This is a genomic window from Variovorax raffinosi (genome assembly GCF_051216615.1).
In the GTDB taxonomy this organism is placed as follows: domain Bacteria; phylum Pseudomonadota; class Gammaproteobacteria; order Burkholderiales; family Burkholderiaceae_C; genus Variovorax.
Window position 1 is genome coordinate 447,412 of the sequence record NZ_JBPJZR010000001.1, and the last position, 14,660, is coordinate 462,071.

The window sequence follows — 14,660 nt, forward strand, 5'->3', positions numbered from 1 at the left end:
CCCCAGGCCTTGACCGACTTCGGGGCCGTCAGGCCAGCGGAAAACCGCTGTTCGCGCGGGTGCGTTCGTCGTGCAGTTCCTGCACCGCTTGCGCGCTGGGATGCAGGCGTGCGGTGTTGCCCACGCTCTCCAGGTACTGGCAGGCGGCATGGCCTTCGGCGGCCTTTTCGTAGCGCGTCACCCAGGCATTGCGCTGCGGCAGCCTGTCGGGCGACACCGGCCAGACGCCGGGCCGCGGCCGCATCGGCTCGCTGATGCCGATGCGCCAGGGCTTGGCACTCAGGCGGGCCCGAAAGCAGTTCTGGTTGCGGCACATGCGCGCATAGACCTTGTCGACGCCCATCAGCTGGAAGCAGTCGGCCACCACCGCGTCATTGGGGCTGAACACGTCATGCATGGCCAGCACCCGGAAGCCCGCCGGCGTGCGGTAGATGCGCAGGTGCCAGTCGGGGTGCTGGTGAAGAAAGCGCCCGATGCGCTCGGCCGCTTGCTTCTCTGGCGTGGGGTTGTCGGTAGGCTCGCCGCGCTTCTTGCGCCGACCGATGGTGTAGGCCACGGCAAAGACGACGAAGAACGCGATCAGCCCACCGAGCCAGGTCCGGGCGGCCCAGCCGCCGACCACGCCGGCGATGAGCGCCGGGAACAGCGCGAAGAGGAACAGGCTGCCACGCAGCGGCTCGTCGAAGTCGATGTCGACGAACAGCACATCGGGCGTGTTCAGGCAGCGCGCGCCATAACTGTTGCGGGTGATGACGGCGTCGCCCTGCCGCTCGATGATTTCCTCGCGGATCGGCACGCCGTTGGCACCGTTGTAGGCCAGCTTGCGTTCGCGGCGGTCGAGCTTTTCGCCGCTGGCGATGCGGTCGAAGGCTTCGCGGGTGCGCTGGTCGGCATGCGCCTGCGCGGCGAGTGGGCTCTCGTCGGACCAGCCGTAGCGGCGCACCGTGAGCTGCTTGCCCGCCACCGGCTCCTGAATGCGGCCTTCGGCCCAGAACTGGGGAACGATCATGGCCTCAGCCCTTTCCGCCGAAGTAGAGCCAGGCCATCGCCACGACCAGCAGGACGATGGCTACCGGCAGCCACTTGTAGCCGCCAGGCTGCACGCGGCCGGGCTCGGCCATCGGGTTGCGCGGCATGTCCGACGGCAGATGGCCGAAGTCGCCGACCGCCGGGTTCTCGTGGTTCTCGACCAGCCGCTTGGCCGCGGCCAGGCCCAGCCCGGTGGCGTCGCGCGTGAGGCGGACGGCCTCGACCTTGTTGCCTTGCGCCAGGGCCGCGAGCGCGGTGGACGGCATCGAGGCGAAGCCCCTGTCTTGCATCGCGACGTCGGGCTCCGCACGGCCCCAGTCGCCCTCCTGCCAGTCCGGTTGGCCCTGCTGGCGATTGGCGTAGCGCTCGACCGCTTCCTTCGAGGACTTGAGGTCCATGCCGGTCTTCTCGCGCACGATCTTGATGGCCTCGATGAGCTGGCCGCGCTGGAGCGCGAGCACCGCCTCGGGGGGTAGCGTATCCATGGGCGTCTCCTCCTCTTGCTTGAATGTGTACTGCTATTTATTTGATAGCTTACAGCGCTGATTCGACGCTCGATACCGGCGTTTTTTCATTCAGCGACACGCGCCCGGCCTCGATGGTGATGCGGCGCTCGCAGCGGGCCGCGATGCCGCGGTCGTGGGTCACGAGCACGAGCGTGGTGCCCAGTTCGCGGTTGAGGTCGAACATCAGCTTCATCACCTGCTCGCCGGTGGCGAAGTCGAGGCTGCCGGTGGGCTCGTCGGCCAGCAGCAAGGCGGGCTGCACCACGAAGGCACGGGCCAGCGCCACGCGCTGCTGCTCGCCGCCCGACAGCACCTTCGGATAGTGGCCCAGCCGCTGGCCCAGGCCGACGCGCCCGAGCATCTCGGTGGCGGCCTTGCGGGCGTCCTTGCGGTTGGCCAGCTCCAGCGGGAGCATCACGTTTTCGAGGGCGCTCAGGTTGCCCAGCAACTGGAAGCTCTGGAACACGAAGCCCACGCGCTGGGCGCGCAGCGCGGCGCGCTCGTCCTCGTCGATGGCGAAGATGTCGTCGCCCGCGAGCTTCACGGTGCCGCGCGTGGGCGTGTCGAGGCCCGCGATGATCGACAGCAAGGTGCTCTTGCCGGAGCCCGAGGCGCCGACGATGGCGGCGGTTTCCCGCGCCCCGAGGGTGAAATCGATGTCCTGCAGAATGTCCAGCGTACCGGTCGAGTCGGTGACGGACTTGAAGACATGCTCGACGGCGACAATGGCATCAGACGGGGGTTGGGACATGGAAAGGCTTTGGTTTTGAATCGACGTGACTTTATCTTGACCACCGCCGCGCTCGGCAGCGCGGGGACATGGACGACCGCAGCGCATGCCCAGGCCACGACGGCGGGCAAGCCGGTGATCCTGGTGCTGGGGGACTCGCTGAGTGCAGAGTACGGCCTCAAGCGCGGCGAGGGCTGGGTACCCTTGCTCGAAAAAAGGCTTGTGCAGCAGAAGATCGCGGCCACCGTGGTCAACGCCAGCATCAGCGGCGACACCAGCTCCGGCGGCCGCGCCCGTTTTCCGGCCCTGCTCACGCAGCACAAGCCCAACTACGTGGTAGTGGAACTCGGCGCCAACGACGCACTGCGCGGCCTGCCGCTCTCGGACACCGAAAGCAACCTGCTGCAGATCACCAAGGCCGCGCAGGCCGCTGGCGCGAAGGTGCTGATCGTCGGCATCCAAGTGCCGCCGAACTATGGCGGCGACTACACGCGGCGCTTCGAGGCGGTGTTCTCGAAGGTGGCCGGCGCGACCAAGGCGGCGCTCGTGCCCTTCCTGCTCAAGGGCGTGGCCGATGCGCCCGATGCGCTCTCGCTGTTTCAGGCCGATCGCATCCATCCCACGGCGGTGGCGCAGCCGCAACTGCTCGACAACGTCTGGCCCGAGCTGCGCAAGCTGTTGCCGAAGTAAGGCCGCAACTCGCCGCGCGGCCCCACGGGTTCCGTGGCGCCGGCAAAGAAAAAGCCGCCGCAGGCACAGGCCTGCGGCGGCTTCTTGAGGGGGATGCCAGGAGCGGATCAACCGTTCTTGGTGGGCAACTCGGGGACCGTGGGGGGATCGCGCTCGAGCGATGCCACGTCGGTCTCCGGATCTCCGGGAGCCAGTCCATCGCTGCTCGGGCTGAGCTTGCGGTTCGCCTTTTCTCGGAGCTTGTCTTCCTTTTTCTTCTTCTTGGCCAGTTCTTTCTGGCGCTTCTCGTAGCCGTAATTTGGTGTTGCCACTGCTTCTCCTTGGGGCGAGGCAGTCACGGTGACTGCGCGTTGGGCTACTGTAAGCGATAACGGTACGTCTTCAGAGCGCCCGGGCGCCGACTTCCCGAGGCGGCCGACGCGCTTTCTTACATCCTCACAAGAGCTTGTTGCAGATCGGCCCGCAGATCGTCCACGTCCTCCAGGCCGATCGAGAAGCGCACGAGCGTGCCCTTGTAGGGCCAGCGCGCCACGCTGGCGTCGCGCATGAGGCCGATGTCGTAAGGCACCACCAGGCTGATCGGCCCGCCCCACGAATAGCCCAGGCGGAACAGTTGCAGGCTGTCGCAGAAGCGGTCGACCTGCTCGGTGCTGTAGCGCTCGTCGAACACCACCGAGAACAGGCCCGCGGCCAGGTCGGTGGCACCACAGAGTGCACGCCAGTGAACGTGGCCCGGCGAGTCCTCCAGCGCCGGGTGCAGCACCTGCGCGATTTCTTCGCAGCCGTTGAGCCAGCCCGCCAGCTCACGCGCCGCGCGATCGTGCGCGGCGTAGCGCAGCGAGATGCTGGGCAGCGAACGCAGCAGCGTTTCCACATCGCCCACGCCGATGCCGAAGCCCATGCGCATGTGCGTGAGCTTGAGCGCGCGGTGCAGCCGCTCGTCGCGCGTGACCACGCTGCCCATCAGCACGTCGCCACCGCCGCTGGGGTACTTGGTGAGCGCGTGCACCGAGATGTCGACGCCCTGCCCGCTGTCGTTGAAATCGAAGGGCGCGAACGCAAGACCCGCGCCCCAGGTGTTGTCGAGCGCCGTCATCACGCCGCGCGCGCGGCAGATGTTCATCAGCGCGGGCAGGTCGGGAAACTCCATCGTCACCGAGCCAGCCGCCTCGACCCACACCAGCCGCGTGCGGTGCGAGATCTTGGCCTCCAGGTCGGCCGGATTCATCGCGTCGTACATGCGATGGGTGATGCCGAAGTTGGCAAGCTCACCGGTGGCCAGCGCCTTGTTGGGGCCGTAGGCGTTGTCGGGAATCAGCACCTCGTCGCCGGTCTTCAGGAACGCGAACGAGACCAGCGAGATGGCTGCCAGGCCGCTGGGCACCAGCAGGCATTCGGTGCCGCCTTCAAGCGTGGCCAGACGCTCTTCGAGCGTAAAGGTGGTTGGCGTGCCGTGCAGGCCGTAGGTGTAGCCGGCCTTGGTTTTCCAGTCGCGCGCGCGCATGGCGGCCACGTCGGCGAAGAACACGGTCGACGCCTTGAACACGCCGGGCTGCGGCGCGGCGAAGGTGTCGGGCGGGGTGTAGGGATGATGAATCAGTGTCGTGGAAGGCTTGCTCATGTGCCCGATGCTAGCGCGACCGTCATATCCCGGAAAACGCCTCGCCCTAGACTGGCGCTCCCGCGCGCATCGCCGGGAAACCAGGAGCCAGTTTCATGCCGATCACGAATCCGCAACTGCTGAACCACCCCTTCCTCCAGGAGATGTACCGGGACGCGTACTTCCCCGATTTCCTGGTGGACAAGTGCAAGCAGATCCTCGTTCGCCTGTGCGAGGCGATCGAAGCGCAGAAGCCTTCGGACGACGCCAGCCTGCTGCGGCTGACCCACGCCGCCACCGAAGAATTCAACGCCATCGCCGAGGAGTTCGAAGAGAACGACAGCGAACTGGAAACCGCCGCACGCGAAGCCATCGCCGCGGACTTCGAGACCATCGCGAAGGCCTACGGCTTCGACATCGACACCGAAGAATTGATCTCGCCGCGCGACTGGTAAGCCGGCCGGCCGATGCCGCGCCCGGCGCACAATGCGCCGATGTGCCACCGCCTGCTTTTCACGGGCCTCACCGCATGCTGCATCTGACACGGCCCCCTGCCCCGCATCTGCGCCCCTTCGTGCGGCTGCTGTGGGCCTCGGCGCCCGACGGCACGCCCGCCGAGCGGCCCGGTGCCCGCGAGCATGTGCTGCCCACCGGCGGCATGCATCTGGTCTTTCGGCTCTCTGGCCCACCACTGAAACTGTTCGACCGCACGGACGACGCACGGGGCCAGACCTTCGGCCACGCGATCATCGGCGGCGCGCGGGCTGCGTTCTATCTGCGTGATGTGTCGGTGACCACACGTTCGGTCGGCGCGCAACTCCAGCCCGGTGCCGCTCGTGCGTTGCTTGGTGCGCCCGAAGACGCGCTCGCCGGGCACCACACGCCGCTCGAAGCCGTGTGGGGCGAACGGCGGGCTGCGGACGCGCTCGAAAGGCTCCATGAGGCGGGCGAACCGGCGCTGCAGTTGCAGGTGTTCGAGGCATTGCTGACGCAACGCGTCGCCGCCTCTCTGCGCACCGGCCTGCATGGCTTGCACCCGGCCGTGGCCGCCACGCTGGGCCCATTGACCTCCTCGAACCCATCGATTTCGGCTTTGGTGGCGGACAGCGGCTACAGCCACCGTCGCTTCATCGCGCTCTTTCGTGGCGCCATCGGCCTCGGCCCCAAGGAATACGCGCGCGTGATGCGTTTCGACCGCGCGCTCGCGCTGGCGGCCGATCCCCTGCAGAACTGGGCCGACGTCGCGCTCGATGCGGGCTACGCCGACCAGGCCCATCTGAGCCGCGAGTTCTCGGCGCTGGCCGGCATGTCGCCGCAGGCCTGGCGGCAGGCTGGCGCGGCATCGCCAAGGCATGTGCCGGCTGCAGCAGGTCAAATTCGTTCAAGACGCTAGCAGCGCGGCGCCCCAGAATCGGCGCCACGACCTGCATCCCCATCGAGAAAGGCAAGCAACATGGCCATCCACGAACTGTTTCCGTACCTGTGCGTGCACGACGCCGGCGCGGCCATCGACTTTTATTGCGATGTGTTCGAGGTAAAGGAAATCTTTCGCCTCACCGAACCCAGCGGCCGCATCGGCCATGCCGAGCTGGACTTCCACAACGGCGCGATCCTGATGATTTCGGACGAATTCGCCGAATGCAACATCTTCAGCGCCAAGACACTTGGCGGCAGCGCCGTCACGCTGCACCTGCATGTCGACAACGCCGATGCGGTGGTGGCCCGCGCCGTTGCTGCCGGCGCAACGCTCGACATGGCGCCGCAGGACCAGTTCTACGGCGAGCGCTCCGGCGTCTTCCGCGATCCCTTCGGCCACCGCTGGAACGTGGGCCACAGCATCGAGAAAATGACGCCTGAAGAGATGCAGCGGCGCTACACCGCGATGTTCGATTCCGCAGGCTGACTCGCCACGGCGCAGCGGCGTCACTAAGATGGCGCCCCCGCACGACATCCCCCAGGACCATGCCGCACGCCCACGAAACGCTTTCCGAGACCGTGCAGCGCCTTTCGCAGGACAGGTTCACCCGCTTCGGCAGCCTGCCGTTGCAGGGCTTCCAGGCGGCACGCGAACGCTTCGTGCGGCTCGACCCGCAGGCGACCCGGTTGCTGCAGATGAAGCGCGGTGAAATGCTGGACCTGCTGGATGACGAAGACATGCGCGAAGAGTGGATCTCGGACCACGCGCGCCGGCTCGGTGAAGTCGCCTACCGGCACAACCAGTTCCTGTCTCCCGCCGACCTCGACAGCTCGCCGGCAGCGCCGATCTACAGGGAACTGCTGGCGCGGCTGCGCGTGACGCTGGCCGCCCCATCCTCCCTGATGCACCTCGACCAGGCCTTGCAGCCCCTGCTGACGGCACACCACGCGGCACTCTGGCGCTGGTCGACCAGCCTGCTGGCGGAGCGTTTCGGAGACTCGCTCGCGCAGCCGGTGTGCAGCGAGTACCGGGCCGAACTCCAGCTGAAGGTGCTGGGCATCGACGTGCGGCAGTTGGCGGAGCCGATCCTCGACCTGGGTTGCGGCGAAGGCGCTCACCTCGTGCGGCACCTGCGTGCACTCGGGCTCGATGCTCGGGGGATCGACCGGCTCGCCGCGCCCGACCATGCCGTGTGGCAAGGCGACTGGCTGGACGCCGATGCGCCCCTTCAGCCGCAAAGCTGGAGCACGGTGATCTCGCACATGGCTTTTTCCAACCACTTTCACCACCAGCACTTGCGGCGCGACGGTTCGGCGGCCACCTATGCGGCGCGCTACATGAAGGTGTTGGAGGCGCTCCGGCCGGGCGGGCGCTTTTTCTACGCGCCGAGCCTGCCGTTCTTCGAAGCGCTGCTGCCGCAGCAGCGTTATCGGGTCGCGCGGCGGCCCGTTGTGGGCAGCGCGATGGAAGCGACCGAAATGCTGCGGCGCACCTGAGCCTGCTGGCTCAGGGCTTGGTCAGACCGACCACTTCTCGAGCAGCTTTTCAGCGCCGAGCGAGTCGTAGCCCTCGAAGGGCTGATGAATCCAGGGGTTCGTTGCCAGGTACTCCACCGAGTAGTCGGGGGTGAAGGTCGACAGCGCCTTGGTCCAGATCACGGCGCTGCGCAGCTCGGTGATTGGCTTGTAGTTGTTGCGCAGCATGTCCATCACCGCGTGCAGCGTGTGGCCCGAGTCGGCCAGGTCGTCGACCAGCAGCACCTTGCCGGCGATCTCGCCCTTGGGCGTGGTGATGAAGCGGGCAATGTCGAGATGGCCCTGCACCGTGCCGGCATCGGCGCGGTACGAGCTGGTCGACATGATCGCCAGCGGCTTGTCGAAGATGCGCGAGAGCACGTCGCCCGGGCGCATGCCACCGCGTGCCAGGCACAGGATGGTGTCGAACTCCCAGCCCGACTGGTGCACCTTGATCGCGAGCTTCTCGATCAGGTTGTGGTACTCGTCGTAGCTGACGTAGAGATGTTTGCCGTCTTCGGTCAACATGGTTCTTCTTTTCCTCTTCAGTCGGCCAGGTAGGGGTGGCGCATCATGATCGTGTGGTCGCGGTCAGGGCTGGTCGACACCATGTGGATCGGCACGCCGGTGACCTGCTCGATGCGCTGCAGGTACAGGCGCGCATTGATCGGCAGCTTGTCGTACTGCGTCACGCCGACGGTGCTGTCGCTCCAGCCTTCGAGGGTTTCGTAGATCGGCGTGCAGCGCTCGATCTCGTCGGCGCCCATCGGCAGGATGTCGGTGATTTCACCGTCGAGTTCGTAGCCGGTGCACAGCTCGAGCTTTTCGAGGCCGTCCAGCACGTCGAGCTTGGTGATGCACAGGCCCGACAGGCCGTTGACTTGCGCCGAGCGCTTGAGCAGCGCGGCATCGAACCAGCCGCAACGGCGGCTGCGGCCGGTAGTCACGCCCTTCTCGGCGCCTACGGTGCTCATGTGATAGCCCGGGGTGCCCGGCGTGGCCCAGTCGAGTTCGGTCGGGAACGGACCGCCACCGACGCGCGTGCAGTACGCCTTGGTGATGCCCAGGATGTAGTGCAGCATGCCCGGGCCCACGCCCGAACCGGCGGCGGCATTGCCGGCCACGCAGTTGCTGGAGGTGACGTACGGATAGGTGCCGTGGTCGACGTCGAGCAGCGTGCCCTGTGCGCCTTCGAACAGCAGGTTGGCGCCGTTGCGGTGCGCGTCGTTCAGCTCGCGCGAGACGTCGGCCATCATGGGCTTGAGCAGCTCGGCGTGCCTCATGGCCTCGTTGAAGACTTCGTCGAAGTCGATCGCCGGAGCGCTCAGCACCTGCGTCAGCACGTGGTTGTGCAGGTCGAGCAGCACGCGCAGCTTGGTCGCGAAGCGATCGGGATGCTTCAGGTCCTGCACGCGCAGCGCGCGGCGGGCGATCTTGTCTTCGTAGGCCGGGCCGATGCCGCGGCCGGTGGTGCCGATCTTCTCGATGCCACCCTTTTCGCGGTAGGCCTCACGGGCGATGTCCAGCGCGGCGTGGAACGGCAGGATCAGCGGGCAGGCCTCGCTGATGCGCAGGCGCGAACGCACTTCGACGCCAGCCTTCTCCAGCCCTTCGATTTCCTCGAACAGCTTGGCAGCCGACAGCACCACGCCGTTGCCGATGTAGCACTTGACGCCGGGCCGCATGATACCGCTCGGGATCAGGTGCAACGCGGTCTTCACGCCGTTGATGACCAGCGTGTGGCCCGCGTTGTGGCCGCCCTGGAAACGGACCACGCCCTGGGCGCTTTCCGTCAGCCAGTCGACCAGCTTGCCTTTGCCTTCGTCGCCCCACTGGGTACCGACGACGACCACGTTTCTTCCGGTGGTTACGCTCATGCTCGTTCCATTACTTCAAAAATTCAGATCGCTCGGACATTCCACTGGCCCGCTTGCTCGACGAGCTCGCGGTCGCAGTGGAATTCATCGATTTCGCTGCCGTGTCCCGGCAGCACGCAGACAACCGTTTCACCGGCCTTGCGCAATTGGGCAATAGCCTGGCGCAGCCCGGCCGCGTCGCTCCAGGGCGCACGAATGGCGGCGCGCAGCGGGCGGGCCGGCAGAACGCCAACCAGCTCGCGCACATCAAGGCTGAAGCCGACGGCCGGACGGTTGCGGCCGAACACCGCGCCGACCTCGTCATAACGACCGCCGCGCACCAGTGAATCGGCCGCGCCCGGCACGTAGATACCGAAGCGCATACCACTGTAGTAGGCATAGCCGCGCAGATCGGCCAGGTCGAAGCTGATCTGGCGACCCGCAACGCCGTTCAGGCCGGCCGCCAGTTGCTTGAGGTCGGCCAGCGCGGCACCGACGCCGGGCGTGCCCTTCAGGGCCTTGGCAGCCTCGTCGAGCACCGACGCGTCGCCGTACAACTGGACCAGCGCACGCAGCCCGTCGCGCGAGGCGACGGGAAAGTCCTTGGTGAGCGATTGCAGCTCGCTCGCATCCTTGGCGGCCAGCGCCGCATGCACGCGAGCCAGCGCCGCGGCATCGACCGGCACGCCGGCGAACAGCGCGCGCACGATGCGGGCATCGGCCAGGTCGACGATCACACCGTCGCGCAAGCCGGCGGCATCGAGACAATCGAGCGCCAGCAGCAGGGTTTCGGTATCGGCCTCGAGGCCGGCATGGCCGTAGATCTCGGCGCCGAACTGCAGCGGTTCACGGGTGGCGTGCGGCCGGTCGGGCCGGGTGTGGAGCACCGGTCCGCAGTAGCACAGGCGGGTCACGCCATCGCGGTTCAGCAAATGGGCATCGATGCGCGCCACCTGGGGGGTGGTGTCGGCACGAAGGCCCATGCTGCGGCCGGAAAGCTGGTCGACAAGCTTGAAGGTTTGAAGGTCGAGCGCCTCGCCGGTGCCGGACAGCAACGACTCGAGATGCTCGAGCAGCGGCGGCATTACCAGCTCGTAGCCATAGCCACGGGCGGTATCGAGCAACTGGCGTCGAAGTTCTTCGATGTGGCGCGCCTCGGAAGGCAGCACATCGGCAATGTGATCCGGAAGGACCCAGGCGGACATGGGAATCGGGGGCGTGGTTAAACCGGGATTCTACCGGGACCGCGCTACCCCAAGACCCAAAGGAGTGCCAAACCCAGCAGGATGCTGCAAAGTCCAAAGAAACGGAGCTGGCCGTCGCGCAGCTGCATGAGCTGCCCGAAGCCGCGCCGCCACCCTCCTGGCGACAAGAAAGGCAGGATGCCTTCGATCACCAGGACGAGCGCCAGCGCGCTCCAGAAAGTGTCGGCGCTCACGGCTCCGAACGAATCAACGACGAGGCGCGCTGGTGGTCGATCCCGAGCTCTGCATGGCGCGGAAGAAGTCGGACGACGGGTCCAGCACCAGCACATCGCTCTTCTTGTTGAAGCTCTGCTTGTAGGCCTCGAGGCTGCGATAGAACTGGGCAAACTGCGGATCGCGGCCAAAAGCCTCGCTGTAGGCCGAAGCGGCCTGGGCATCGCCCTCGCCCTTGATCTTCTGCGCATCGCGGTAGGCGTTCGCCACGATCACCTCGCGCTGCCGGTCAGCATCGGCGCGGATCTTTTCACCTTCGGCAGTACCGGTGGAGCGCAGTTCATTGGCGACGCGCTTGCGCTCCGCCTCCATGCGGCGATAGACCGATTCGGTAATGGCTTCCACATAGTCGACACGCGTGATGCGCACGTCGACAACGTCAACGCCCCAGGGCTTGGCGCCCTTCACGACCGACAGCACCTCGCGTTGCACGTCAGCCATCAGGGCCTCGCGGCGTACCGAGATCAGGTCGCGCACGGTGCGCTTGTTGATGTTTTCCTGGAACGCATTGCGCACCACGCGATTGAGCTGCATGGCACCCGCGTTTTCGTCGAGGCCGACGTTGCGGATGTAGGCCTGCGGGTCGGAGATGCGCCAGCGCACGTACCAGTCGATCACCACGCGCTGCTTTTCAGCGGTGAGCATGGGCTCGGTGTCCAGGCTCGACAGCGTCAGCAGGCGCTTGTCGATGTACGAGACGTTCTGGAATGGCGGCGGCAGCTTGAAGTTGAGGCCGGGCTCGGTAATGACCTGCTTGATCTGGCCGAGAGCGTAGACCACGCCGAACTGGCGCTGGTCGACCACGAAGAGGGTCGAGCTCAGCAGCACGAGCAAGACAAGGATCGACGAGGCAATGAATCCGATTCTGTTCATGTTCTTCTAGGCCTTTTTCAACGCACGTCGCGGTCACGCGAGCGGCCGTCGCGGGCGCGCACGTCGCTGGTCACGGGCGCCACCGGGATCACCGACGACTGGCTCGGCGCGGTGCCGGCAACACTGGGGCTGGCTGCATCGACGGGCGTTGCCGCCGCGCTGTTGCCGCTCATCTGCATCAGCTTGTCGAGCGGCAGATACAACAGGTTCGAGCCCTGCTTGCTGTCGACCAGCACCTTCGTGGTGCTGGCATAGATCTGCTGCATGGCGTCCGTGTACATGCGGTCACGCGTGACCTGCGGTGCCTTCTGGTACTCGGCCAGCACGGCGCTGAAGCGGCCGGCGTCACCTTGTGCCTGCGCCACGATCCGCGCCTTGTAGGCCTCGGATTCTTCCTTGAGGCGCGAAGAAGTACCGGTGGCAAGCGGCACGACGTTGTTGGCGTAGGCCTGGGCGTCGTTCTTGGCGCGCTCGCGCTCCTGGCCAGCCTTGAGCACGTCGTCGAATGCGGCCTGAACCTGTTCAGGCGGACGCACGCCACCCTGCTGCAGATTGATGCCGACGACTTCAACGCCGACCTTGTAGCGATCGAGGATGGTCTGCATGAGTGCGCGCACGCGCGGCGCGATCTGGTCGCGCTCTTCGGCAAGCGCCGCGTCCATCTTCATCTTGCCGACCACTTCGCGCACGGAGCTTTCAGCCACCTGCACGATGGTTTCGGCCGGCGACTTGCTCTCGTAGAGCCAGGCGCGCGCGTCGCTCAGGCGGTACTGCACGGCGAACTTGATTTCGACGATGTTCTCGTCTTCGGTCAGCATGGCCGATTCGCGCAAGCCCGTGGAGCGGACGATTGCGTCGCGGCCCACGTCGGTGGAGCGGATCTGCGTGGTCACGACCACTTCGTGGCGCTGGATCGGGTAAGGCAGGCGCCAGTTGAAACCGGCGCCCACGGTGGTCTTGTAGCGACCGAACTGCGTGACGACGGCCTGCTGGCCTTCGTTCACGATGAAGAAGCCTGTGCCGAGCCAGATCAGGACAGCCACGGCCAACACCAGACCAAGGCCGAATCCTGCGTTTTTCATGTCGGGCTTGAAACCATTGCCACCACCACTGCTGTTGCCGCCACTGGGACGATTGCCACCGCCCTTGCCGCCGCCGAAGAAACCGCCGAGCTTGCGATTGAGGTCGCGCCAGAGTTCGTCGAGGTCGGGCGGGCCCTGGTTGGGGCCTTGACCGCGGGGGCGGTCACCGTTGTTGTTGCCCGAAGGCGGGGGCGGCGTCGGGGCGCCCGGGGGATTGGCATCAGGGGGGCGGTTGCCGGCTGGACGGTCGCCGTTGGAGGACGGCTCGTCGCCGCGACCCCACCGGCCATCGTTCAGATTGAACATGCCTAAAAACCCTCTCCGCGCTGGCTTTGAATTCATTCGCTTTGTTCTCTTGTCAGTGGCGGGATTGTGCCCAATCAATTGCCGGCATCGTGCAATTCAGCGTCTGCCCCAGGGGTCATCGTATCGACTACGGAGCCCGACTGCCGGGCGAGCTCGGCGCGCAGCAATGGCACGCCCTCGCCGCTTTTTGCGCTGAGGAAGATACGGGGGATCTGCACGCCGTCGATTTCCATCTCGTCCTGCAGATGCAGCGGATGCTGTGCGCTTTCAAGAGCATCGAGCTTGTTGAATACCAACAGTTGCGGAACGTCCTCGGCGCCGATGTCGCGCAAGACCGATTGAACCTCGGCCATTTGCTCCGGGTAATGCGGGTTGGAGGCGTCGATCACATGCAGCAGCAGGTCAGCATCGACTGCCTCTTGCAACGTGGCCTTGAACGCGTCGACCAGGCCATGCGGCAGGTCGCGAATGAAGCCCACGGTGTCGGAGATCGACACCTGGCGCCGCGCATCACCGAGGTAGAGGTTGCGCGTGGTGGTGTCGAGCGTGGCGAAGAGCTGGTCGGCCGCATAGGCACGGGCCTTGACGAGCGCATTGAACAGCGACGACTTGCCCGCGTTGGTGTAGCCCACGAGCGAGATGTTGAAGGTCTCGCGTCGCTCGCGCTGCCGGCGTTGCGTACCGCGCTGCTTTTGCACCTTGGCCAGCCGCTCGCGCGTGCGCTTGATCGACTCGTTGATCATCCGGCGATCAAGCTCGATCTGCTTTTCGCCGGGGCCGCCGCGCACACCCGCGCCACCGGTTTGGCGCTCAAGGTGAGACCAGCGACGAACCAGCCGCGTGCTGAGGTACTGCAGGCGAGCAAGCTCCACCTGCAGCTTGCCTTCGTGCGAGCGGGCGCGCTGGGCGAAGATTTCGAGGATGAGGAAGGTGCGGTCATAGACCGCGACATCGAGCTGGCGCTCAAGGTTGCGCTGCTGCGCAGGGCTCAGGGACTGGTCGAAGATGACCTCGCTCGCCCTGTGCATGGCGGCCAGCTCCTTGATCTCTTCGGCCTTGCCGCTGCCAACGAACAATGCCGCATCGGGCGCCTTGCGCTTGCACGAAAGACGGGCGACAGGCGTGAGGCCCGCAGTCTGCGCGAGCAGGCCGAGTTCCTCGAGTTCGCTGTCGAAATGGGGCAGACCGAAGTCAACGCCGACGAGAACGGCGGCGCCTTCCTGGCGTGGGATCAGTTCAGACAAGCGGAATCAGAAATAGGGAAAAAGCGCGGCAGCAAGCCGCCGCGCTCCGCGCGATCAGGCAGCGGCGTCGTCGTTCTCGGCAGCCGAGAAATTGACGGCACGACCCGGCACGATGGTGGAAATGGCGTGCTTGTAGACCATTTGCGTCACTGTATTGCGAAGCAACACGACGTATTGGTCAAAAGACTCGATCTGGCCCTGCAGCTTGATGCCGTTCACCAAATAAATGGAAACCGGCACATGCTCACGACGCAAGGTGTTCAGAAACGGATCTTGCAGAAGTTGCCCTTTATTGCTCACGATATTCTCCGTGTTCAAGAGTAGTTGTTGGAGAG

18 protein-coding genes are annotated in these 14,660 nt (G+C 65.9%); 5 read left to right on the forward strand and 13 right to left on the reverse strand.

From position 1 onward, the window contains the following. Positions 1–28: 28 nt before the first annotated feature. The 3 genes from ACSFB7_RS02125 to ACSFB7_RS02135 are packed head-to-tail and all read right to left on the reverse strand — an operon-like array spanning position 29 to position 2,286. Entirely contained in the window at positions 29–1,009 is a 981-nt protein-coding gene (locus ACSFB7_RS02125) for a hypothetical protein (RefSeq protein ID WP_435466603.1), read from the reverse strand. A 4-nt stretch (positions 1,010–1,013) separates the two neighbouring features. Then, a complete protein-coding gene (locus ACSFB7_RS02130) occupies positions 1,014–1,514 on the reverse strand; it encodes a hypothetical protein (RefSeq protein ID WP_435466605.1) in 501 nt (166 codons plus the stop codon). A gap of 49 nt (positions 1,515–1,563) precedes the next feature. Continuing rightward, complete coding sequence (locus ACSFB7_RS02135) at positions 1,564–2,286, reverse strand: ABC transporter ATP-binding protein (protein ID WP_435466607.1); 723 nt, start codon at positions 2,284–2,286, stop codon at positions 1,564–1,566. Between the two features lie 36 nt (positions 2,287–2,322). Here ACSFB7_RS02135 and ACSFB7_RS02140 point away from each other — a divergent pair, with 36 nt between their 5' ends. After that, the gene (locus ACSFB7_RS02140; protein WP_435466609.1) at positions 2,323–2,955 is read left to right on the forward strand and encodes an arylesterase; all 633 of its coding nucleotides are present in this window, start codon (positions 2,323–2,325) and stop codon (positions 2,953–2,955) included. Positions 2,956–3,062: 107 nt separating this feature from the next. Here the strand turns inward: ACSFB7_RS02140 and ACSFB7_RS02145 are convergent, their stop codons facing one another. Both ACSFB7_RS02145 and ACSFB7_RS02150 read right to left on the reverse strand, forming a co-directional pair. Then, the gene (locus ACSFB7_RS02145) at positions 3,063–3,266 is read right to left on the reverse strand and encodes a hypothetical protein (RefSeq protein WP_056521727.1); all 204 of its coding nucleotides are present in this window, start codon (positions 3,264–3,266) and stop codon (positions 3,063–3,065) included. Positions 3,267–3,382: 116 nt separating this feature from the next. Further along, a complete protein-coding gene (locus ACSFB7_RS02150; protein WP_435466611.1) occupies positions 3,383–4,576 on the reverse strand; it encodes a PLP-dependent transferase in 1,194 nt (397 codons plus the stop codon). Positions 4,577–4,671: 95 nt separating this feature from the next. On the opposite strand from ACSFB7_RS02150, the gene ACSFB7_RS02155 reads away from it, so the two are divergent. The 4 genes from ACSFB7_RS02155 to ACSFB7_RS02170 all read left to right on the forward strand — a co-directional run bounded on the left by ACSFB7_RS02155 (position 4,672) and on the right by ACSFB7_RS02170 (position 7,468). Next, the gene (locus ACSFB7_RS02155) at positions 4,672–5,010 is read left to right on the forward strand and encodes a DUF5713 family protein (protein WP_435466613.1); all 339 of its coding nucleotides are present in this window, start codon (positions 4,672–4,674) and stop codon (positions 5,008–5,010) included. 74 nt (positions 5,011–5,084) lie between these two features. Continuing rightward, entirely contained in the window at positions 5,085–5,948 is an 864-nt protein-coding gene (locus tag ACSFB7_RS02160) for a helix-turn-helix domain-containing protein (protein ID WP_435466615.1), read from the forward strand. Between the two features lie 60 nt (positions 5,949–6,008). After that, positions 6,009–6,458 (forward strand): VOC family protein, encoded by a 450-nt coding sequence (locus tag ACSFB7_RS02165; RefSeq protein ID WP_435466617.1) that lies wholly within the window; start codon positions 6,009–6,011, stop codon positions 6,456–6,458. 59 nt (positions 6,459–6,517) lie between these two features. Beyond that, the gene (locus tag ACSFB7_RS02170; protein WP_435466619.1) at positions 6,518–7,468 is read left to right on the forward strand and encodes a methyltransferase domain-containing protein; all 951 of its coding nucleotides are present in this window, start codon (positions 6,518–6,520) and stop codon (positions 7,466–7,468) included. A 21-nt stretch (positions 7,469–7,489) separates the two neighbouring features. Here the strand turns inward: ACSFB7_RS02170 and ACSFB7_RS02175 are convergent, their stop codons facing one another. From ACSFB7_RS02175 to hfq, 8 genes are all read right to left on the reverse strand, one after another. After that, positions 7,490–8,014, reverse strand: a complete 525-nt coding sequence (locus ACSFB7_RS02175) for a phosphoribosyltransferase (RefSeq protein WP_013542102.1) — start codon at positions 8,012–8,014, stop codon at positions 7,490–7,492. Positions 8,015–8,031: 17 nt separating this feature from the next. Beyond that, positions 8,032–9,363, reverse strand: a complete 1,332-nt coding sequence (locus tag ACSFB7_RS02180; protein ID WP_435466621.1) for an adenylosuccinate synthase — start codon at positions 9,361–9,363, stop codon at positions 8,032–8,034. 23 nt (positions 9,364–9,386) lie between these two features. Next, positions 9,387–10,547: an ATP phosphoribosyltransferase regulatory subunit gene (locus tag ACSFB7_RS02185; protein ID WP_435466623.1), complete on the reverse strand. Its 1,161-nt coding sequence runs from the start codon at positions 10,545–10,547 to the stop codon at positions 9,387–9,389. Positions 10,548–10,591: 44 nt separating this feature from the next. Next, positions 10,592–10,780, reverse strand: a complete 189-nt coding sequence (locus tag ACSFB7_RS02190) for a DUF2065 domain-containing protein (RefSeq protein WP_124462163.1) — start codon at positions 10,778–10,780, stop codon at positions 10,592–10,594. Positions 10,781–10,793: 13 nt separating this feature from the next. Next, on the reverse strand, positions 10,794–11,693 hold the full coding sequence (gene hflC, locus ACSFB7_RS02195; protein WP_435466625.1) for a protease modulator HflC: 900 nt from the start codon (positions 11,691–11,693) through the stop codon (positions 10,794–10,796). Between the two features lie 17 nt (positions 11,694–11,710). Continuing rightward, positions 11,711–13,081 (reverse strand): FtsH protease activity modulator HflK, encoded by a 1,371-nt coding sequence (gene hflK, locus ACSFB7_RS02200; RefSeq protein WP_435466627.1) that lies wholly within the window; start codon positions 13,079–13,081, stop codon positions 11,711–11,713. A gap of 74 nt (positions 13,082–13,155) precedes the next feature. After that, positions 13,156–14,325 (reverse strand): GTPase HflX, encoded by a 1,170-nt coding sequence (hflX, locus tag ACSFB7_RS02205; RefSeq protein WP_435466629.1) that lies wholly within the window; start codon positions 14,323–14,325, stop codon positions 13,156–13,158. Positions 14,326–14,379: 54 nt separating this feature from the next. Continuing rightward, positions 14,380–14,625, reverse strand: a complete 246-nt coding sequence (gene hfq, locus ACSFB7_RS02210; RefSeq protein WP_012747311.1) for an RNA chaperone Hfq — start codon at positions 14,623–14,625, stop codon at positions 14,380–14,382. Positions 14,626–14,660 lie beyond the last annotated feature (35 nt).